Raw genomic sequence first — 20,165 nt, 5'->3', positions numbered from 1 at the left:
GTTATGTGTTCTCCAACATCTCACTGTTTGAAGCACCTGGCGGTACTAGTGGCCATACGTTCTCTTCTTCATCGATAAGAACATGAAGTAGGTAAGCAGTTTTGCTCTCTAGCATCTCTTTCAGTGCTGGTTCTACTTCTTCTTTACGCGTGATGGTTTTGCCCGGGATATCGAAGGCTTTCGCTAGCATGACGAAATCCGGGTTGTCATCCAAGATGGTTTCACTGTGTCGGCCATCAAAGAACAGCGATTGCCATTGGCGAACCATGCCTAAGCGCGAGTTGTTAAGCAGCACCATTTTCACTGGGATTTGGCGACGCTTCAGCGTACCAAGCTCTTGAATGTTCATCATGAACGAGCCGTCACCAGAGATAAGTATAGATTGGTCATCAGGACGACCAACCGATGCACCCATGGCTGCAGGTAGGCCAAAGCCCATAGTGCCTAAGCCCGCTGAAGTGATGAAGTTTTGTGGATCGCGTGGTTGAATGTGTTGAGCTGCCCACATCTGATGTTGGCCAACATCGGTCGAAACCATAGAGCTCGCAGGCATCATGTCTGACAGTTGTTTCAACAACAGAGGTGCGAAGATAAGGTCGCCAGGGTGGTCGTAACGCCATTTGAATGAGCTACGAAGGCCTTCGGAGTGATGAACCCAAGAAGAGATGTCTTGGCTTAGCTCCAGTTGAGGCATGATCTTGTTGATGTCACCACGAATTGGTGCATCGGCAAGACGTAGTTTGCTGAACTCAGCCGCATCGATATCAATATGGATAACTTTAGCGTGCGGTGCAAAAGTATCAAGCTTGCCGGTTACTCGGTCATCAAAACGAGCGCCAACAACAATCAACAGGTCACTTTCTTGAACCACTAGGTTAGCGGCTTTGGTGCCGTGCATACCCAGCATACCCAAGTAGTGTGGGTCGTCACGTTCAATGGTGCCTAAGCCTTTTAGTGTGCTTACTGCAGGCATTGGGTTTAGACGTAAAAACTCACGAACAGCATCGGTTGCTTTCGCCAGTTGAACGCCACCACCGACGTATAAAACAGGACGAGTCGCTTGAGACAAGAAGTACTGAGCTTGCTCAATAGCATCCGTTGTCACTACAGGAATTGCGGGTGGTGTAAATTCAGGAAGAATCTTTACAGGGGACTCTGCTAGTTGAACATCTTTAGCGATATCGACAATAACCGGACCGGGACGCCCTGCTTTTGCAACGATAAATGCTTCAGCCAATGTCGGCGCAAGATCTTCAATATCGGTAACAAGGTAGCTGTGTTTAGTACATGACAGAGACATACCAATCACATCCATTTCTTGGAATGCATCGGTACCAATGTGGGAACTAGCAACTTGACCAGTGATCGCTACGAGTGGGATGGAATCCATAAAAGCATCAGCAAGACCTGTGACTAGGTTAGTTGCACCCGGGCCTGAGGTTGCCATACAAACAGCGACGTCTTGCGTTGCTCGAGCCATACCGATAGCGGCCATTGCAGCGCCTTGCTCATGGCGACATAGGATATGTTCAACCCCGCCGTCATAGAGTGCATCGTAGATTGGCATGATGGCACCGCCAGGGTAACCAAATACGGTCTCAATGCCTTGTTGCTTGAGTGCGGATACGACCAGTTCTGCGCCTTTCATCGTAATTCCTCCGTATTACCTTTGTTTTGGTAATTGTTTCCATTGTCTCTGCACATCTTGTGCTCCCATTCTTCCTGTAAATCGGCAAAGCCGAAAATGTTTCAAAATATAAAATCGAATGTCTAAATTAGAAAAAACCCCCGGACTTTTCAGTGCGGGGGTTTTTTCTAATTCGTGGTTACTTTTTTCCCACTCGCCCCCGCGCAGTCTCAATAATGACTACGATAACCAGGTTAATCAGTGCGTAAATGCGAGCGTTAAATGTCATAAAGTTCGAGTTTTCTCGTTTATTGTCTTAAGTAAATGTCTACATCTCTAGTGTTATCACACAAATCTGCTGCATGACAAGGAAAATGTCATTCTTTTTTCACATTAAAACACCATTCCACCACGCTATATAACAACCTTATCGCTTTGGTGAGCAATGAATATCCAGAGTGAATACTTTTAAATCAAAGACAAAGGAAAGTTATGGGACTCGCAATAATTCATAGCCGAGCTAGTGTGGGTGTAGAGGCACCAGAAGTGACTGTGGAAGTGCATATTAGCAACGGAATGCCCGGTTTTACGCTGGTGGGTCTACCTGAAACGACGGTCAAGGAATCTAAAGATCGAGTAAGGAGTGCCATCATCAATTCTCGCTTTGAATTTCCATCAAAAAGGATCACGGTTAACCTCGCGCCTGCTGATTTACCCAAGGAGGGAGGCCGTTTTGATCTGCCAATCGCGCTTGGAATCTTGGTGGCATCAGATCAGCTTCCGACATCAAAAATAGCTCAACATGAATTTATCGGTGAGTTGGCATTGTCAGGAGAGTTGCGCTCGGTAAAGGGCGTTCTGCCTGCGACGTTAGCCGCCGATAGTGTCGAGCGATGCTTAGTGGTTCCACATCACAATGGTGATCAGGCAGCCTTAGTCGGCAAGGGGGCCCATAAATCAGCGCAAACCTTGCTAGAGGTTTGTGCGGATGTGTGTGGCCAGGCTCAGCTTGGTTTATATCGAACCGAGCATCATCATGTCGATGTATCTGATAATCGTGACTTACAAGATATTATTGGTCAGCAGCAAGGTAAGCGAGCACTGGAGATCGCCGCAGCGGGCAACCATAACCTGCTTTTTCTCGGCCCGCCCGGAACTGGAAAAACCATGTTGGCTTCTCGATTGCGCGATTTGTTACCCGAAATGAGTGATGACGAGGCGATGGAAACTGCTTCGGTGGCTTCTTTAACGCAACAAGAGATTAATCAATACAACTGGAAACAACGACCTTTCCGTTCCCCACACCATTCGAGTTCGATGGCAGCATTGGTCGGTGGTGGCTCGATACCTCGCCCCGGTGAGATATCTTTGGCGCATAATGGCTTATTGTTTCTTGATGAGATGCCAGAGTTTGAGCGTAAGGTGCTTGATTCACTGCGAGAGCCGCTAGAGTCGGGTGAAATAATTATCTCCCGTGTCGCGGGTAAGACTCGCTTTCCTGCTCGCTTTCAATTAGTCGGTGCACTTAACCCAAGTCCAACAGGTTATTACGAGGGCAATCAAGCTCGAGCGAACCCGCAAATTATCCTGCGTTACCTCAACCGCTTATCTGGGCCATTGTTAGATAGATTCGATATGTCATTGGAGATCCCTCTATTGCCCAAAGGGATGTTGGCTGAAGGTGGCGATCGTGGTGAAACGACTCAAGTGGTAAAGCAAAGAGTCAAACAAGCGCGCCAGTTGATGCTGTCTCGAAACCATAAGTCGAATGCACTGTTAGGTAGCCGAGAAATTGAAAAGTATTGCCCATTGCGACGCGAAGATGCGGAGTTTCTCGAGACCGCACTGCATCGATTAGGTTTATCGATTCGTGCCTATCATCGAATCATCAAGGTAGCGCGAACTATTGCAGACTTAGAGGGTAACGAGCAGATTGAAAAGAAGCATTTATCTGAGGCGCTTGGCTATCGAGCGATGGATCGCTTGCTGAAACAACTTACGGCTCAAGCTGTGTAGTCATACCAAACGTAGTAAACAACGAGTCATTTATTTACTGTGATTGGTATAGAAACAAGAAAGCCTGCTTTTTAAGCAGGCTTTCTTCGTTATGAACTAATGGTTATTAGCAAGCTGTGATTCCTAGGTGTCTAGATGCCTAACTAGAACTTGTAGTTCAGGCCGACTGAGACGATGTATTGCGACTCATCGTAGAAAGTAATGTTCGAATCGCTGACACCATAACCGGCTAGAGAAATAAACGACCAGTTTTCCCAATCCATGAATTGCTCATACTCATAGGCGGCAAATAGGTTGATATTATCGTCGCTGCGCTTCTTGCTGTAGATAGGGTTGCTTGCATCGTAAGAGCGTTGGTTATAGCCCGCTGTTAGTGCGTATTGGTGACGACCCATACCGCCAAACAAACTCACTTCACCGCCAAACTGTTCATAAGAGGCAGCTTTGCCATCGGCAGAACTTGATTGGTAAATCAATGATGGTACTAACATCATGGTGCGGTTGATTGGTTGACGGTACTGACCTTTCAGGTAGAAAGTATTGGCATCACGCTGTAATTCTTCTCTAACCCGATCATCTTCCACATCTTTGGTGGCGTAGGCCATGTCTAACGAGAAAGCAGACCCCGCAATGCTACTTAGTTTCACACGAAAGGCATTGCCTGTTTCATCCGTTTTGGTGCGACCTGAAGTGGTGTTGTACGGATCGGCCCAAGTCTCACCTGACATGATAGTCGGCAGAAGTGAAGCGTCGATGGTCATGCCTGACTCTAGTTGGTATTTATAACCAACCTCCAGCACGACAGTACCTGTTGCTACGTCATCACGAGTTGTACCTGTGTATACCTGGTGATTTAATTTTTCGCCAAAGGTGTAAGCAATACTACCCAAAGGAGCGATAAGAAATGAGCTCTCAGATGAGGCTTTCTGGTTAATGGACGAAATGGTGCTATCTGCATCGGTATTAAAGTTTGAGGTGGAAGAGGTAACCCCTGTATTAATCGATATTTCACCACTGAAACCTTGTTCGTCTGCAAGCTTGGCAAAAGCAGGAGAGGCTGCAATGCTCAGTGCCAAAAGCGTTATTTTTATTTTCATTCAAAGGCTCCTTGCCTACCAGTTCTTAGGACTGGATATTAATATCAGTAAAGCACAACGTTTTCAGGATGATTGTTTATCTATGAATATTTTTGAACTAGTGCAAAAAAGGAAGCCGAAGCTTCCTTTAATCAATACGTTACTTCTTAAGTAGGAAGTTAACGAGCTCGAAGTATTCATCGAGAGAGCTGATACCTTGAGCGTCGACTAGGTAGCGGTTGTTAACGACGACCGCAGGAACACCAGAAAGACCGCTGTCTTTGAATGCTTTGTCGAAGCGGCGAACCATAGAGTCGACTGCAAAGCCGTTGTATGCCGCATCGAATTTCTTAGCATCAACGCCTTCGTCTAGGAAGATTTGACGCAATTCTTCTTCATCGCGTGGTGGCTTGTTCATGGTGTGGATGCGGTTAAACATCACTGGCACCATTTTATCTTCAACTTTCAGGGCAATCATGGTTGCGTAAGCTTTGCTCATTGGCAGACCCATGTTGCCACCCATGAATGAAACATGGTTCTTCTGTAGCTTAGCGTCTTTTGGTAGCTGTTGTTTTAGCTGCTGGATGATTGGTTCAAAGCTATTACAGTGTGGGCAGTAAAAAGAGAAGAACTCTGTCACCATTGGTTTTTTTGATGCTTCTAGATCGAGAACTTTGTAGTGTTCACCTTCGTTAAATTTCGCAGCGTGAGCTGAAAGGCTCAACATGATCAATGAGAAAAATGCGAATAGCTTTTTCATTTATCCAATCTCCATTATGTTTGAATTTTTATCTAGTTGTGTTGTGTTGTGTTGCGATTGCTGTTACCACTGAGGCATTAACGAAAGTGGTGGCTCTTGCAGGGTAGCAATTTGCTCTTTACAAGCAAGTACTTGTTGCTCCCAATATTTTGGATCATTAAACCATGGGAAGGCTAGAGGAAATGCAGGATCGTTCCATCGTTTCGCCAACCATGCCATGTAATGCACCATACGTAGACCGCGTAGTGGTTCGATTAGTTTCAGTTGCGCGGTATTAAAATCGCAAAATTCTTGATAGCTCTCTAGCAGAATATCCAGTTGCATTAGCTTATCTTGACGCTCGCCGTTAAGCAGCATCCACAAATCTTGTATCGCAGGGCCGTTACGTGCGTCATCAAGATCGACGAACATTGGCCCGTCACGCCATAAGATATTGCCAGGGTGGCAGTCACCATGCAGGCGGATATTTTCAATATTGCTTGGCCACTGGCTCTCTAGCTCTTTGATCAGAAGGTCGACATCATTAAAGAATGCGTTCTCTAGGTGTGTCGGGATAAACTGAGAGCTCTCTAGAATTTTACGTGGTTGATAAAGGTATTCATCTAAGCTGATGGTTGGGCGATGTTGGAATGTTCTCCCCGCGCTGGCTTTATGAATACGACCAAGGAAACGCCCAACGCCTTCCAATTGGTCTAGATTGTCGACTTCGTACTGTCTGCCACCAACACTTTCAAATAAGGCAAATAGGTAGCCTTGATATTCATGTAAGGTTGCGCCATTGATTCGCATTGGAGGTGCAACTGGCATCTCTTGTTCGATAAGCTCGAGTGCGAAGTCATGCTCTTCTTGGATCTGTGCTTTGTTCCAGCGCTGCGGACGATAAAACTTAACGACGTAGCGTTTACGGTCTTCATCGGTGAATTGATACACTCGATTTTCATAACTGTTGAGAGCGAGAAGCCCGGATTCAGCACGGACTCCAATACTCTCCAGTGCGTACCACATGAAGTCAGGAGTCAGGTTATCAAAGTTAAAGGCTTGCATCGTCATAGAATAAAAAAGGCTCATTACTGAGCCTTTTTCCATTTATTGGGTTGTTATACCTAGCACTAAGGTGACTGGTATCAGAGCTTCTTGATAAAGCGGCTTTCGACTTTCATCGTAAACTCTTCATTATCCGAGAGTATAAACTGAATTGTCGAAACTGGTGAGCTCAGTTTTTCTGGATCGACGCCCAAACTGATAGGAAGGTTTAAAACCTCACCTGGGTCTACGGTAATGGTTTGTTTACCGTACCAGATAGAATCCGGAAGCCCGCTGACATCAAGTTTGTACTCTTGCTCTTGCTGAGTCTTGTTGATGACTTTCAAGTTGTAAGTATTTTCGACAAGCCCTTGGCTATTGATTCTAAATAGTTGGTTTCTATCGCGCAGAACGCTTAAGCCTGCAGGATCAACACTCGCGATTTGTGCGAAAAACAGCCCCAACATAACGATCAGTATTACGCCATAGCCCAACAGCTTAGGACGCATCACCTTGGTTGAGTGCCCCTCAAGCCTATGTTCGGTGGTGTAGTTGATCAGACCTTTCTCATAACCCATACGTTCCATGGTGTTGTCACAAGCATCAATACACGCGCCACAGTTAATACACTCGTATTGCAGACCGTCACGAATATCGATACCCGTTGGGCACACTTGAACGCATAAATTACAGTCAATACAGTCGCCTAGACCAAGTTCTTTTGGATCGGCTTTACGAGAGCGAGGGCCGCGGCTTTCACCTCGTTCAGTGTCGTAACCCACGATGAAGGTATCTTTATCGAACATTGCCGATTGGAAACGCGCGTAAGGACACATGTGCAGACAAACAATAGAACGCATCCATCCGGCATTCGCATAAGTACACCCAGCAAAGAACAATACCCAAAACACTGGCCAGAAAGTCGAGTTAAAGGTAAAGAAGCCAACCACCAACTCTTTGATTGGGATGAAGTAACCGACAAAGGTTAAGCCCGTCGCAATCGCAATCGCCCACCATGCGATGTGCTTGATGGTTTTTCTGAGAATTAAATTGCTCGTCAGTTTGCCTGAGTCTTGCTTTCTTCGCTTATTGGCAGCGCCTTCCAGTTTCTCTTCGAACCAGATGTACATGAAGGTCCAGACGGTTTGTGGACACAGGTAGCCACACCAGACTCGCCCTAAGAAGGTGGTTATGAAGAACAAGCCAAACGCCGCAATCATGAAGAGGATAGCGAGTAGCGTTAGATCTTGTGGGTATAGGGTTGTACCAAAGAAGTTGAACTGTTGGCTGCCGATATCGAGCAAGATCGCTTGTCGCTCACCAAATGGGATCCATGGGATAAGCGCAAAAAGTAAAAGTAAGAACCAACCGCCATAACGGCGCAGTTGTTGGAATTTACCTTTGCTTTCTCGAACATAGATTCGGTTACTTGGGTTAAATCGATCTCCATTACCTTTATGTGTTTTTGGGTTAAAGGTTTTAGGAGTCACATCTTTGATATCGATTTTATCCTGACTCATGGACTATCCTTTTTGTGGCTTGTTTGCCCGGTTAACTCGAGCATGACGACATTACTTGAAAGTATGGTTTAGAGAACCTGTAGAAATTGAGCTTGGTGCATTTGTTGGTATCGCACTCACTCTTATTATTTTAGAAGATTCTTATGGATGGCGATTATAGCGACAATCTTGTTCTCATTTTTTTAACGCTATCAACCTTTAACAACAAAAGTCATAACAGTTGTGACGAAAAAATAGCGAACAGAAACAAAAAAGCGACCGAGCGGTCGCTTTTAAACATTGAGTGTTTATCTATACGGCAATTGAGCTCTAAATAAATAGGCGACTAAAGAAGGCCACGCGCTTTTAGAATTGCGGTTTTGAAATCATCTTCTTGGTCTTTTTTAAGACCTGGGATCATTTCATCTTTTTCGCTATTACGCATTTTTAGATGGTAGATAAGAACATCGTCAGTTAGCTCTTCAAGCTTACCTTGGTAGCCCGCTTCTTTTGATAGCTTAATGATGAACTCTAATAGGTTAAGCTCTTGATCTTTCTGCCACTCAGGCTCCATCAGTTCAAGCAGTTCTTCAATGCGGTGACACTTCATACTTTATTTCTCCACAAATTTTATAATGATTTGTGGCTAAGGTATCAAATCGGGTAGGGAATACCAATGTGTAAACACATTTCAAGATGGGAGCAGGCAAGAAAAAAGCGCAGTAAAAACTGCGCTTTTTGTTAAGCGGCTTTAATCACTTTTGTTGTAGCCGGTGCTAATAAAGCAGCCTTCTCAACGAGAGTCATTGTAGGAGCCAATTTCTTAGTCGTTGGAGCAGCAACAAAGCCACTACGACGACGCATCGCACTACGGTTGGTGTGCGAGAACCTGACAGCTGTTGGGCGCATTAATTTACCTAACGGTCAGGCATATCCATTGCCAATCTAATGGCCTGATTTATCATGAGCTCCGCCTCAATTACTTGAAGAGTCACTCGTCTGGCTTTCGCCAATCCGAAAAATAAATCAGGATAATGATATGCATGCATATCAAGGGTTAGATTATCACTATCTAAGTTATCGATCGACGCCTGAGTGATAATTAAACGATATTAGAGCTAAAATAGTGTGAGCAGTATATTTGAGTTTGAACCTCTTTCAGGCTTAAGATGATGCTTTAAAGGAGGTGCATATGTCGTTCTTAAAGAAAACGTTAGCAAGTTTTGGAATTGGATCTGCCAAGGTGGATTCTGTATTGCAACAGGAAGTGCTTTATCCAGGTAAGAAGGCGAGCATTATTGTACATGTCTACGGAGGCGCTCAGCCGCAGGAGATCGATAACATTGATCTCAACTTATGCTGTCGCTACGTCAAAGAAGTTACCGCGAACTCGCAAGGGCAAGAGGGCGGTCATAAACGCCGAATGCACCAGACATACTCGCTGGCAAAATGGAGCTTGCCGTATGCCTTTGTGATTCAACCGGGTGAAACCCGTGACTTTGAATGTGAGTTTGATGTGCCACTGAACACACCGGTTACGATTGGTGATTCAAAGGTATGGCTGGAAACCGGGTTGGATATTGCGATGGCGATTGACCCATCGGATAAAGACACCTTAACGGTTCGTCCCGACCCACTGCTCGATGGTATTTTTAACGAGCTTGAAGCTCAAGGCCTGCGTATTCGTCAAGTGGAATGTGAAGCGGTCAAAGGCTTTGAACTGCCGTTTGTACAAGAGTTTGAGTTTGTGCCGACGACGGGTCCTTATCATGGCCGTTGGCGTGAATTGGAAGTGGTGGCTCATCGTGATGAAACAGAGCTGAAGTTGTGGTTCGAGATTGATAGAAATCGCGATGGTGCAAAAGGCATGTTAGCTAGCTTGCTAGGCGTTGGTAAGCTACAGCGTCAATTGAGTGTGCCACTGGATACCTCACCACAAGATGCTGGCAAGATGGTACTTGAATATCTAGATAACGCCTCTTAGTTCCTATAACCCTTTAATTAACTCTTTGGTTATTTAGTTTTGGATCTTTTAGCCTCATTACATATTTCAGGCGTCATTAATGTCATAAAAGGTGTCATAAAAATTTAAGCTTACACGTGTAAGCTTAATGTGCAATACTGGGTCAATCGAACATTTACTCTAGTAGGATATTCATGTCTGCATCATCAGCCAGCGAATACAGTGACATCGAAGAACGCGCTAATGCAATAACCCATGGCTTGGGCGTTGTGCTCGGCGTGGTTGGTCTGATCTTGCTGCTTATTCGTGCGTTTGATTACCAAGCCGACATGCTAACTGTTGCTAGTATGGCGGTGTATGGCAGCAGTATTATTCTGCTCTTTCTCGCCTCCACGTTGTACCACTCTATCACCACTGAGAAAACCAAGCGCTTACTCAAAACCCTTGACCACTGTGCGATTTATTTGTTGATTGCGGGCAGTTACACGCCGTTTCTCTTAGTGGGCTTAAGAACTCCATTAGCGATGGGCTTGATGGCGGTGATCTGGGGGATTGCGCTAGTGGGCATCATCATGAAGATAGCCTTCGTTTATCGATTCAAGCGTTTATCGCTGTTCATTTACCTAGCGATGGGTTGGCTATCTTTGATAGTTGTTTATCAATTAGCGATGAATATCGATATAGGTGGTTTGGTGTTACTGGCAGTTGGCGGAGTGATTTACTCGCTGGGTGTGATTTTCTATGTGGCAAAACGCATCCCTTATAACCATGCCATCTGGCACTTGTTTGTATTGGCGGGCTGCGCTTGCCATTTCTTCGCTATCTATCTGTTTGTGACACCGGTTTAGTTTTGATTGAACCGGTATGCCCCTAACGGGTAGAAACGTCAGTGATCTCCACGTCTATTTTATATTCAGGATACTTATCAACATCGATCGCTAAGTATTTACCTTCTGCCGAAGTTTGTGGTCGAAGGTAGGTATCAGCAAGGCGCTTAATGGATTGCCAAGTGTTGATACTGCCTTGATGCAGCAGCTCACCCGTTGGTGAGTAGACAGTGATATTTAGCGTAACTAGCACGACGGCTTCTGTGCTTTGGTTAGTGACTGAAATTGGTAAGATTAGCTGTTCATTCTCGTAGAGTCCTGCCCCAATCAAAACGTCCACACCTGATTTGGAAAGCTGCAAGCTTGGCTTGGTGTCTCCAATCTTGATTGTGGTACCGCGTGTGTTTTTGGCTACAGGAATACTCGTCAATGCTGACTCTGCATTCGATGATGCGTTACTCACATACTGCCAAGTAAAATCGTCTTTTAGTAACACTTGCTTACCATCAGACAATGTGACCATTTGATCAGCAAAGGCAGAACTTACGAATACTGAGTTTGCGAGCAATGCGCTAGCGAGAAGTACGTATGATTTCATCTGTGTTTCCTTAAATATTCGCGTAATTAGCGTCGCCAAAAGGCTGGGAAAAATAGAACAATGAGCGTTAGTATCTCAAGTCGGCCCATCAACATGCCTAAACTTAATAACCATTTAGCGGCGTCTGGCAGTGGAGCAAAGTTCCCGGTTGGACCGATCACGCTGCCCATGCCTGGGCCCACGTTGGCAACGGCTGTGATAGCGCCTGAGATGCTTGTTATTGGGTCTAACCCCATCGCACTCAAACCACCAGCAATTAAGATAATCGTGATAAAGAACATCAAACCAAATGCCACGAGTGAACGCACAATATCGTCATTCACAGGTCGCTGATTGTAGCGTTGAACAAACACGCCTGATGGGTGAATCAGCTTCATCATTTGTTTGTGGAGCATGGTCATCGCAATCTGGAAACGGAAGATTTTAATACCGCCAGAGGTTGAACCCGAGCAAGCTCCCGCCATCATTAGGAATGCAAACAAGGTGGCTGGCAGTGCACCCCAGGCGGTGAAGTCTTCTAGGCCAAAACCGGTTGTGGTGACGACTGATACGATGTTGAACATCGAAACACGCATCGCATCTATAACAGTGTAGCCATCTCTAACCACCAACCATGTTGATATTACGGCGCTGGTGACCAAGAACAGGTACGTGAAACCTCTCACTTGCGCGTCTTTGTAGAGGATTGAGAGTTTTCGGCCTCGTAGTGCGCTAACAAACAATAAGAACGGCAGACCGCCAAGGAACATGAACAGTGTTCCTACCCAATGAGCACTGTTAGAGAAGTGGTTCATTGAGCCATCTGATGTTGAATAACCACCCGTCGACAGTGTTGTGAAGGCATGATTGATCGCATCGAAGATGCCCATGCCTGCAAACAAATAGCTAATGATGCATAAACCAGTCAGAACCAGATAAACCGCTACGATGTTCTTCGCGACTGTTTTTGCTCGTGGGCTGCTTTTATCTGACCAATCGGATGATTCAGTTTGGAACAGGCGCATACCACCGACGTTGAGCATTGGTAGAACCGCTACCGCCATAACGATGAAGCCGATGCCACCTAACCATTGCAGTATTGAACGCCACAACAGAATGCTTGGTGCCATGCTGTCTAAGCCGCTTAATACGGTTGAACCCGTCGTGGTGATACCTGACATGGTTTCGAAGTAGGCGTCCGTAAAGCTGATGTGATTAATGAAGACAAACGGCAGTGCAGCAAAGGCGCTGGCAATCGTCCAGACCAGAGAGGTGATCAGGAACATATCCCGCACCCCAAGTCGGAACTTAGCGGAGCGGCCCAAGCTCAAGCAGATGAACGCCACAATGTGCGTGATCACTACCGATTGACCAAACTCGAGGAAGCCACCGGTGCCAGTAAAAAAGGCAACCAATGTGGGGATGTACATGAAAAGGGCGAGTTTTGATAACACTAACCCTATCACTAATAATATCGGACGAAAGTTGACCATAGCTTAATAGACCATAGCTTTAATTGATTACAGCTTTGTGCCGGAGCGTCGTTCTCACAAAAAGAAAGTTGCGAGAAGAAGCTTACGAGAACAAGGCTATAAGAAGAACGGGCTCGGTTGGAATAGAGACTCAACATCAGGTACGTATTTCTTGTCCACTAGGAACATCACTACGTGGTCATCCTGTTCGATTACGGTTCTATCGTGCGCGATAAGCACCTCTTCTCCGCGAACAATCGCACCAATAGTGGTGCCCGGTGGCAGTTTGATGTCGCCAATTGCTCGGCCAACGACTTTAGAGGTGGTCTCGTCACCGTGAGCAATGGCTTCAATCGCCTCAGCAGCACCGCGACGTAGAGAGGATACGTTAACAATATCAGCACGACGAACGTGAGTAAGCAGAGCTGAAATAGTCGCTTGCTGTGGCGAGATAGCAATATCAATTACGCCACCCTGAACCAGATCGACGTAAGCACCACGCTGAATCAGTACCATTACTTTCTTGGCACCCATTCGCTTCGCCAGCATCGCTGACATGATGTTGGTTTCATCTTCATTGGTTAGGGCGATGAACACATCAACTTGATCGATGTTCTCTTCGGTTAGCAGCTCTTGGTCTGCTGCATCGCCACAGAATACGATGGTGTTTTCTAATTCTTCAGATAGCTTCTCGGCGCGAGTGTAGCTGCGCTCGATAAGCTTGATGCTGTAGCTCTGCTCAAGGCGTTTTGCCAAGCTTGCACCAATGTTACCACCGCCAACAATCATGATGCGTCGGTACGGCTTCTCTAGGCGTTGCAGTTCACTCATTACTGAGCGGATGTGATTACTCGCTGCCACAAAGAAAACCTCATCATCGGCTTCAATGATGGTAGTACCTTGTGGGCGAATAGGGCGACCTTGACGGAAGATAGCGGCTACACGAGTATCAATGTGCGGCATGTGCTCACGCAAAGCAGACAGTGCGTTACCAACCAATGGTCCACCGTAGTAAGCTTTTACTGCGACTAGGCTAACCTTCTGTTCAGCAAAGCTCACAACCTGTAATGCACCTGGATATTGAATCAAGCGCGAAATGTAACTGGTCACTAACTCTTCGGGTGCGATCAGGTGATCGACAGGAATAGCGCCTGATTTGAACAGCGCTTCTTTCTCTTCCAGATATTCTGGAGAACGAATACGAGCAATTCGGTTTGGCGTATTAAACAGAGAGAAGGCAACCTGACATGCGGCCATGTTGGTTTCATCCATGTTGGTTACGGCAACCAACATGTCGGCATCTTGCGCGCCCGCTTCACGTAGTGTGTTCGGGTGGCTGGCATAACCGTTTACAACCCTAAGGTCGTATTTGTCCTGAAGTTCACGAAGTCGGTCGGCATTACGGTCGACGATCGTGATGTCATTGTTTTCACCCACTAGGTTTTCAGCAAGGGTACCGCCAACTTGTCCAGCACCTAGAATAATGATCTTCATAGCCTTTCTCTTATTTTTGCCGTTGTAATTCTAGTGATCTCATTTTGCTTTGATAATGCACTAGAAAGAAACAGCGGCTAAGAAATAAATTCTTAGCCGCTGTTAGTTGTTATGCCTGTTTTACTAGAACTGCGTAGTAGAAGCCATCCATATCTTCTTCACCAGGCAGTATTTGACGACCCGGTTTTTCGATATCAGACCCAACCAGCGTTGCGTTCTCGGTACGCTCTAAGAAGGCTTTCACTTGCAGCACGTTTTCTTGCGGCGTGATAGAGCATGTCGCATAAACCATGGTGCCGCCTTCTTTTAGCTGGCGCCACATTGCATCCAAGATTTCGCTTTGTAGCTCGGCTAGTGCATCAATATCCGATGCACGACGTAGCCACTTAATATCAGGGTGACGGCGAATTACACCGGTCGCTGAACATGGAGCATCAAGTAAGATGCGGTCGAACTGGCTGCCTGTCCACCACTCTTCAGGGTAGCGAGCATCACCACAGATTACGTCGGCACGTAGTTGTAGGCGTTCAAGGTTATCGTAAACGCGGTCTAGGCGTTTAATATCACTGTCGATTGCAACCACTTCAGTGTCTTGAGTATGTTCAAGAATGTGTGCAGTTTTACCACCAGGTGCTGCGCAGCAATCTAGGATTAGCTCACCATCTTTTGGTGTTAGGAAATCAACGGAAAGCTGAGCTGCAGCATCTTGCACAGATACCCAGCCTCTGTCGAAGCCAGGAAGCAAAGTAACGTCACAAGGTGAGGCTAATTTTATGGCATCAGCTGCTTCAGGGTGCAGTGTGTATTCAATGTTTTCGTTTTTAAGTAGTTCAACATACTCGTCACGAGTGTGGTGTTGGCGGTTTACGCGCAGCCACATTGGTGCCTTGTTATTGTTTGCTTCAACCAATTGCTCCCACTGATCTGGATAGCTCTCTTGAAGCATTTTTAGAATCCAGCTTGGATGGCTGTATTTACCCGCATTGTGGCTAACGGCTTTCTCGTCTAGTTCTTCTTGATCGCGCAGATAGCTGCGAAGTACGGCATTGATCAAACCACTGAGGCTTGGGCCACGCAGTGTTTTGGTTGCTTCAACTGTTTCAGCAACGGCGGCATGCGAAGGAATTCGCATAAAGCCCAACTGATAAATGCCTACTAAGATCAGGTGATGGAAGACGCGCTTTTTACCTTTAAGCGAGTTTTCCATCAGTTCGTTAGCGATTGACTCTAAGCGAGGCAGGTAACGAAGTGCGCCGTAGCAAATCTCTTGCAGTAGAGCATGGTCTCGCGGACGGATCGTTTTTTGAGCCGCAGGGAGAGCGTGTGAAAGAGAGTGGCCTTTATCGACAACTTGGAATAGGACATTTGCAGCAGCAGCGCGAACATTCATGAGGGGTACCGAATATTTATTTGAATACATGAGGGCATCTCTGCCCTCGTAAAGGTTTTCTAAACTGTGTTTTTACAAGCTACACATTTTTAAGTGCATATTGAGTAGCTTTAAAGCGGTTAAGAAAGTTGAGTACCAACTTCAAACCAGCTTGCACGTGAGTTCAAGATGTCTTGAACTGACATAGCTTTTTTACCTGGAACTTGCAGTTGTTCGAGAACAAGTACGCCTTGTCCTGTCGCTACATAGATACCAGTTTTATCCGCTTGCAGAATAGTACCTGCAGGCTTATCAGAAGTTTGCTCTGCCACACGGCTTTGCCATACTTTAATGCTGTTCTCTGCAGCTTCAAAGTGGCTCATTGGCCATGGGTTGAAGGCACGAACGCAGCGCTCAATATGCGCAGCTTCATCACTCCAGTTGATACGCGCTTCTTCTTTGCTTAGCTTCTTCGCGTAGTTCGCAAGCTCATCGTCTTGCTTTTCTGCAACTGCTTTGCCAGAAGCGATGTCCGCTAGACATTCAACAAGCGCATCAGGGCCAAGGCCCGCTAACTTCTCGTACATCGATGCGCTAGTATCTGTCGCTTCGATAGGCAGCGTCGCGATACTTAGCATGTCGCCAGTATCTAGGCCGATATCCATCTGCATGATCGTTACGCCAGTCTCTTTATCACCCGCCCAGATAGAGCGTTGAATCGGAGCAGCACCACGCCAGCGCGGTAGGATAGAGCCATGTACGTTGATACAACCCAAGCGAGGCGTATCTAATACAGCTTGTGGAAGAAGCAAGCCGTAAGCGACAACAACCATGATGTCAGCATTCAAATCTGCTAGCTCTTGCTTAGCTTCATCTGACTTGAAGTTTTCTGGTTGGTAAACCGGAATATTGTTTTTAAGTGCGATGTTTTTTACTGGGCTCGCAGTCAGTTTTTTACCGCGGCCTGCTGGACGATCTGGCTGTGTGTAAACAGCAATAACTTCATGCTCCGAAGACAACAACGCCGCCAAGTGACGGGCGGCGAAATCCGGAGTACCTGCGAAGACAATTCTTAAAGATTGACCCAAGGTAGACTTCCTTCTTAATTTAGTAATAGCAGCGGTTATTAACCTTGTTTCTCGTTGAAACGTTTAATCTTCGCTAGCTTATCTTGAATACGTTTGCGCTTTAGTGGCGATAGGTAATCAACAAACAACTTGCCTTCTAGGTGGTCAAGTTCGTGCTGAACACAGATAGCCAGAAGGTCGTCAGCGTCGAATGTGAATTCGTTGCCTTCACGGTCTAATGCTTTAACCGTTACTTCTGCAGCGCGAGGTACTAGAGCTCGAGCGCCTGGTACAGATAGACAGCCTTCTTCGATACCATCTTCGCCACGTTTGTCGGTAATTTCAGGGTTGATCAGAACCATAGGCTCGTCACGTGTTTCTGAAATATCGATAACAACGATGCGCTGGTGGAAATCTACTTGCGTTGCAGCAAGGCCGATACCTTCTTCGTCGTACATGGTTTCAATCATGTCATCAACGAACTTTTGAATCTCTGGGGTAACTTCTTTTACCGGTTTCGCCACGGTACGTAGACGATCATCTGGTAATGTTAATACTTGTAATACAGACATATACACTCGAAATATTGAACTGTGCCGAAACAGCTTAAACCTTGTTGGCTCAATTCTAGACATTTTAGAGGTCAAATGACAGCATCCTGAAGGTAATTCTCTAATCAGATGTCATATATTCAGACCAAGGAACCTAGGTCATGCGTCATTTTTCTCCCACTTTTTCTCTTATTTGTGCCTCGTTTTCGTTCGCCGTTACGGCTGAAAATAATGAGCAACCTTTAACCATTAAACAAGATGCACCTCAGGCCTATGTGGTGGTTAAGGGGGATACCTTATGGGATATTTCCGCGATGTATCTCGATAGCCCTTGGTTGTGGCCAAGGCTATGGCAGGTAAACCCTGAAATAGAAAACCCTCACCTGATTTACCCCGGAGATAAATTGTCTCTGGTTTGGATTAATGGCGAGCCTGTGTTGAGCCTCAAACCCGTCATCAAGCTAAGCCCTAAGATTCGTGTATCAGAGAAGAAAGCGGTACCTACCGTGAATGAAGGGCTTGTTTTGCCGTATCTACAATCTGATCGCTTGGTTGAGCAGCAAGATATCCAGTCAGCGCAACGAGTGTTAGGGACCAGTGATGGCAAACGCTTCTTATCGGGTGAAGACCGTTTGTTTATTTCGGGAAACCAGCAGCATCAAAAATGGGGTATCTACCGTGCCGTCGAGACTTATCAAAGGCAACAACCTCAAGCGAGTATTACCTCTTTGCGTTTGGTCGCCACGGCGCGCTTGAAAGAGGTGGATGCTGAGTTCAGTAGTTTACAGATAGAGACTCAACTGCAAGAGGTGTTACTTAATGACCTCGTGTTACCAGAACTTGGCGTTGATCAGGTGAAGCTCTCAACCACATTTTATCCAGCGCCTAGTGCTGCGGGGCAGTTTGCTAATATCTTGGGTTCATTAGATGGCAGCCAATATAGTGCAAAGAATCAAGTGGTCGTTATTAATAAAGGCTCACAGGACAATCTTCGCCAAGGCTCTATGTTTACGCTCAGTGAAAGCGGCGCTGTGGTGTTTGGTAAGCAAGGTGAATACAGCTACAAAGAGTCTGCGGCGAGCGATAAGGTGCAGCTGCCAAGTACCTCACTTGGTAGTTTGATGGTCATTCGTCCTTATGAGTATTTTAGCTTGGCGTTGATCACTCAGAGTTCAAAACCGGTTAGTAATGATATTCTGGCGGTATCGCCTTTGGATCTGGCTTTGAAGGAAGAAGCTAAGGGCACCGAGTGAATGAGCAACAACTGAGTGCTTGGTTAACTCTAAGTTTTGTTCCGCAATTAGGTGGCAAGCGCCTTTCTCGACTGCTGAGTATTGATTCCCCTTTGAATATTGTTGGTTACTCAAGTCAGCAACTGCAAGCGCTTGGTTTGTCTGCCAAGCAAATTGCCTATCTAAGAGATCAAGCCCCAAGAGAAGTGGAGGCTTGCCTAGAGTGGCAAGCAAGACAACCCAACCATCACATCATTACCCCGAATTGCTCGCATTATCCCAAACTACTGAATGAGACCGCCTCCGCGCCGAGCGTGCTTTTCGTTAAAGGTCACGTTGAAAAACTGATTGAGCCTCAAATCGCAATGGTCGGCAGTCGTAATGCCAGCATCGAAGGGCTGCAGACAGCGAAGTCCTTCGCCAAAGAGTTCGTCCAAAACGGTTTGATTGTCACCAGTGGCTTAGCGTTGGGCATTGACGGTTACGCTCATGATGGTGCTCTAGATAAAGGAGGAGAGACTTTCGCGGTTTTAGGTTCAGGTTTGGATTCCATTTACCCAGCGCGGCACAGAAAATTAGCCGATAGAATCTGTGAAAATGGGGCGCTGATTTCAGAGTTTCGCCCAAACGCAAAACCACGACCTGAACATTTCCCTCGGCGTAACCGTATTATAAGTGGGTTATCGCTCGGAACCTTGGTCGTTGAAGCGGCTGAGAAGAGTGGCTCTTTGATTACAGCTCGCTATGCCATGGAGCAAGGCCGAGAGGTGTTTGCGCTTCCTGGCTCTATTCATAACCCAACCAGCCGCGGAGGTAATAGCTTAATCAAAGCTGGAGCATGCTTGGTACAGAGTGCACAAGATGTTCTGATCGAAATAAAGAGTCTGTTAGACTGGTCTATAGATCAGCAGCCTAGCTTGTTCGAACCTACGCCCAGTATGGGGGAAAATGAACAATTGCCATTTCCACAGCTGTTAGCTAACGTAGGATTAGAGGCGACACCCGTTGATATTTTGGCACAGAGAACCCATATACCTGTGCATGAGGTCATGATGCAGCTTTTAGAGCTTGAGCTCTCAGGGCATGTTGTTGCAGTTTCCGGTGGCTATATTCGAAAGGGGAGAGGCTAAGCTATGATGATGGACATACTGATGTACTTGTTTGAAACCTACATCCATAGCGATTCTGAATTGCAGGTGGATCAAGATGAGCTGGAAGATGAACTTCTTCGAGCAGGGTTTCACCAAGATGATATTTATAAGGCCCTCCATTGGTTAGAAGATCTTGCTGCATTGCAAGATACCGAGAACCAAGCGGCGATTAGTGTGTGTTCCAATACCTCGATGCGTATTTATACCAGTCGAGAGATTTCACGTATTAATATGGAGTGTCGAGGTTTCTTACTGTTCCTTGAACAGATCAACGTACTCACGACAGAGATTCGTGAAATGGTGATTGATCGTGTGATGGGACTTGAGACCAACGAATTTGAATTGGATGATCTGAAATGGATTATCTTAATGGTGCTATTTAATGTACCGGGTAATGAAAGTGCTTACACGCAAATGGAAGAGCTGTTGTACACCAAAGAGCAAGGTATCTTGCATTAATA

19 protein-coding genes are annotated in these 20,165 nt (G+C 46.1%); 6 read left to right on the top strand and 13 right to left on the bottom strand.

The genetic code is table 11. The features are described 5' to 3' along the window. Nucleotide 1 precedes the first annotated feature (1 nt). Nucleotides 2-1,648, bottom strand: a complete 1,647-nt coding sequence (gene ilvG / locus OCV30_RS15550; protein WP_065678324.1) for an acetolactate synthase 2 catalytic subunit — start codon at nt 1,646-1,648, stop codon at nt 2-4. A 471-nt stretch (nt 1,649-2,119) separates the two neighbouring features. On the opposite strand from ilvG, the gene OCV30_RS15545 reads away from it, so the two are divergent. Continuing rightward, nucleotides 2,120-3,643 (top strand): YifB family Mg chelatase-like AAA ATPase, encoded by a 1,524-nt coding sequence (locus OCV30_RS15545; protein WP_065678325.1) that lies wholly within the window; start codon nt 2,120-2,122, stop codon nt 3,641-3,643. Nucleotides 3,644-3,786: 143 nt separating this feature from the next. Here OCV30_RS15545 and OCV30_RS15540 read toward each other — a convergent pair whose 3' ends face one another. The 6 genes from OCV30_RS15540 to OCV30_RS15515 form a co-directional block, all read right to left on the bottom strand. Next, the gene (locus tag OCV30_RS15540) at nt 3,787-4,740 is read right to left on the bottom strand and encodes a DUF2860 domain-containing protein (protein WP_065678326.1); all 954 of its coding nucleotides are present in this window, start codon (nt 4,738-4,740) and stop codon (nt 3,787-3,789) included. A 139-nt stretch (nt 4,741-4,879) separates the two neighbouring features. Next, nucleotides 4,880-5,479, bottom strand: a complete 600-nt coding sequence (locus OCV30_RS15535) for a thiol:disulfide interchange protein DsbA/DsbL (protein ID WP_009848108.1) — start codon at nt 5,477-5,479, stop codon at nt 4,880-4,882. Nucleotides 5,480-5,542: 63 nt separating this feature from the next. Further along, on the bottom strand, nt 5,543-6,529 hold the full coding sequence (locus OCV30_RS15530; RefSeq protein WP_065678339.1) for a serine/threonine protein kinase: 987 nt from the start codon (nt 6,527-6,529) through the stop codon (nt 5,543-5,545). A gap of 74 nt (nt 6,530-6,603) precedes the next feature. Then, a complete protein-coding gene (gene ccoG / locus OCV30_RS15525; RefSeq protein ID WP_017098109.1) occupies nt 6,604-8,022 on the bottom strand; it encodes a cytochrome c oxidase accessory protein CcoG in 1,419 nt (472 codons plus the stop codon). Between the two features lie 325 nt (nt 8,023-8,347). After that, entirely contained in the window at nt 8,348-8,611 is a 264-nt protein-coding gene (locus OCV30_RS15520; protein ID WP_009848104.1) for a YihD family protein, read from the bottom strand. Between the two features lie 131 nt (nt 8,612-8,742). Continuing rightward, on the bottom strand, nt 8,743-8,910 hold the full coding sequence (locus OCV30_RS15515) for a hypothetical protein (protein WP_167351938.1): 168 nt from the start codon (nt 8,908-8,910) through the stop codon (nt 8,743-8,745). A gap of 283 nt (nt 8,911-9,193) precedes the next feature. On the opposite strand from OCV30_RS15515, the gene OCV30_RS15510 reads away from it, so the two are divergent. After that, the gene (locus OCV30_RS15510; RefSeq protein WP_009848102.1) at nt 9,194-9,985 is read left to right on the top strand and encodes a sporulation protein; all 792 of its coding nucleotides are present in this window, start codon (nt 9,194-9,196) and stop codon (nt 9,983-9,985) included. A gap of 173 nt (nt 9,986-10,158) precedes the next feature. Beyond that, nucleotides 10,159-10,812 (top strand): PAQR family membrane homeostasis protein TrhA, encoded by a 654-nt coding sequence (gene trhA, locus OCV30_RS15505; RefSeq protein ID WP_004735763.1) that lies wholly within the window; start codon nt 10,159-10,161, stop codon nt 10,810-10,812. 22 nt (nt 10,813-10,834) lie between these two features. On the opposite strand, the gene OCV30_RS15500 is transcribed toward trhA, so the two are convergent. The 6 genes from OCV30_RS15500 to def form a co-directional block, all read right to left on the bottom strand. After that, complete coding sequence (locus OCV30_RS15500) at nt 10,835-11,389, bottom strand: DUF3157 family protein (protein ID WP_009848100.1); 555 nt, start codon at nt 11,387-11,389, stop codon at nt 10,835-10,837. A gap of 26 nt (nt 11,390-11,415) precedes the next feature. Continuing rightward, nucleotides 11,416-12,861: a TrkH family potassium uptake protein gene (locus OCV30_RS15495; RefSeq protein ID WP_065678327.1), complete on the bottom strand. Its 1,446-nt coding sequence runs from the start codon at nt 12,859-12,861 to the stop codon at nt 11,416-11,418. A 96-nt stretch (nt 12,862-12,957) separates the two neighbouring features. Next, the gene (trkA, locus tag OCV30_RS15490) at nt 12,958-14,334 is read right to left on the bottom strand and encodes a Trk system potassium transporter TrkA (protein ID WP_065678328.1); all 1,377 of its coding nucleotides are present in this window, start codon (nt 14,332-14,334) and stop codon (nt 12,958-12,960) included. Between the two features lie 109 nt (nt 14,335-14,443). Then, nucleotides 14,444-15,724, bottom strand: a complete 1,281-nt coding sequence (gene rsmB, locus OCV30_RS15485; protein WP_017077320.1) for a 16S rRNA (cytosine(967)-C(5))-methyltransferase RsmB — start codon at nt 15,722-15,724, stop codon at nt 14,444-14,446. 119 nt (nt 15,725-15,843) lie between these two features. Then, a complete protein-coding gene (gene fmt / locus OCV30_RS15480) occupies nt 15,844-16,791 on the bottom strand; it encodes a methionyl-tRNA formyltransferase (protein ID WP_065678329.1) in 948 nt (315 codons plus the stop codon). Nucleotides 16,792-16,829: 38 nt separating this feature from the next. After that, complete coding sequence (gene def / locus OCV30_RS15475; protein ID WP_004735769.1) at nt 16,830-17,342, bottom strand: peptide deformylase; 513 nt, start codon at nt 17,340-17,342, stop codon at nt 16,830-16,832. A 140-nt stretch (nt 17,343-17,482) separates the two neighbouring features. On the opposite strand from def, the gene OCV30_RS15470 reads away from it, so the two are divergent. Genes OCV30_RS15470 through OCV30_RS15460 form a run of 3 tightly spaced genes read left to right on the top strand, consistent with a single transcriptional unit; the run spans nt 17,483 to nt 20,163 of the window. Continuing rightward, on the top strand, nt 17,483-18,574 hold the full coding sequence (locus OCV30_RS15470) for a LysM peptidoglycan-binding domain-containing protein (protein WP_065678330.1): 1,092 nt from the start codon (nt 17,483-17,485) through the stop codon (nt 18,572-18,574). Beyond that, entirely contained in the window at nt 18,571-19,683 is a 1,113-nt protein-coding gene (gene dprA / locus OCV30_RS15465) for a DNA-processing protein DprA (RefSeq protein ID WP_065678331.1), read from the top strand. The genes OCV30_RS15470 and dprA overlap by 4 nt, the downstream gene beginning before the upstream one ends. A gap of 3 nt (nt 19,684-19,686) precedes the next feature. Further along, nucleotides 19,687-20,163 (top strand): DUF494 family protein, encoded by a 477-nt coding sequence (locus OCV30_RS15460; protein WP_009848094.1) that lies wholly within the window; start codon nt 19,687-19,689, stop codon nt 20,161-20,163. Nucleotides 20,164-20,165: the final 2 nt, after the last annotated feature.

Origin of the sequence: Vibrio atlanticus, assembly GCF_024347315.1 — a bacterium.
GTDB classification, from domain to species: domain Bacteria; phylum Pseudomonadota; class Gammaproteobacteria; order Enterobacterales; family Vibrionaceae; genus Vibrio; species Vibrio atlanticus.
This window is presented reverse-complemented; position numbering and strand designations above follow the sequence as displayed.

Excerpts from the sequence above, each read along its gene's own strand:
- def (WP_004735769.1), bottom strand. The coding sequence starts at position 17,342 with ATGTCTGTATTACAAGTATTAACATTACCAGATGATCGTCTACGTACC.
- rsmB (WP_017077320.1), bottom strand. The coding sequence starts at position 15,724 with ATGAATGTTCGCGCTGCTGCTGCAAATGTCCTATTCCAAGTTGTCGAT.
- OCV30_RS15510 (WP_009848102.1), top strand. The coding sequence starts at position 9,194 with ATGTCGTTCTTAAAGAAAACGTTAGCAAGTTTTGGAATTGGATCTGCC.
- OCV30_RS15470 (WP_065678330.1), top strand. The coding sequence starts at position 17,483 with ATGCGTCATTTTTCTCCCACTTTTTCTCTTATTTGTGCCTCGTTTTCG.
- OCV30_RS15515 (WP_167351938.1), bottom strand. The coding sequence starts at position 8,910 with ATGCGCCCAACAGCTGTCAGGTTCTCGCACACCAACCGTAGTGCGATG.
- OCV30_RS15460 (WP_009848094.1), top strand. The coding sequence starts at position 19,687 with ATGATGATGGACATACTGATGTACTTGTTTGAAACCTACATCCATAGC.
- OCV30_RS15500 (WP_009848100.1), bottom strand. The coding sequence starts at position 11,389 with ATGAAATCATACGTACTTCTCGCTAGCGCATTGCTCGCAAACTCAGTA.
- OCV30_RS15535 (WP_009848108.1), bottom strand. The coding sequence starts at position 5,479 with ATGAAAAAGCTATTCGCATTTTTCTCATTGATCATGTTGAGCCTTTCA.
- OCV30_RS15545 (WP_065678325.1), top strand. The coding sequence starts at position 2,120 with ATGGGACTCGCAATAATTCATAGCCGAGCTAGTGTGGGTGTAGAGGCA.
- trkA (WP_065678328.1), bottom strand. The coding sequence starts at position 14,334 with ATGAAGATCATTATTCTAGGTGCTGGACAAGTTGGCGGTACCCTTGCT.
- OCV30_RS15495 (WP_065678327.1), bottom strand. The coding sequence starts at position 12,861 with ATGGTCAACTTTCGTCCGATATTATTAGTGATAGGGTTAGTGTTATCA.
- ccoG (WP_017098109.1), bottom strand. The coding sequence starts at position 8,022 with ATGAGTCAGGATAAAATCGATATCAAAGATGTGACTCCTAAAACCTTT.
- trhA (WP_004735763.1), top strand. The coding sequence starts at position 10,159 with ATGTCTGCATCATCAGCCAGCGAATACAGTGACATCGAAGAACGCGCT.
- OCV30_RS15520 (WP_009848104.1), bottom strand. The coding sequence starts at position 8,611 with ATGAAGTGTCACCGCATTGAAGAACTGCTTGAACTGATGGAGCCTGAG.
- OCV30_RS15530 (WP_065678339.1), bottom strand. The coding sequence starts at position 6,529 with ATGACGATGCAAGCCTTTAACTTTGATAACCTGACTCCTGACTTCATG.
- OCV30_RS15540 (WP_065678326.1), bottom strand. The coding sequence starts at position 4,740 with ATGAAAATAAAAATAACGCTTTTGGCACTGAGCATTGCAGCCTCTCCT.
- ilvG (WP_065678324.1), bottom strand. The coding sequence starts at position 1,648 with ATGAAAGGCGCAGAACTGGTCGTATCCGCACTCAAGCAACAAGGCATT.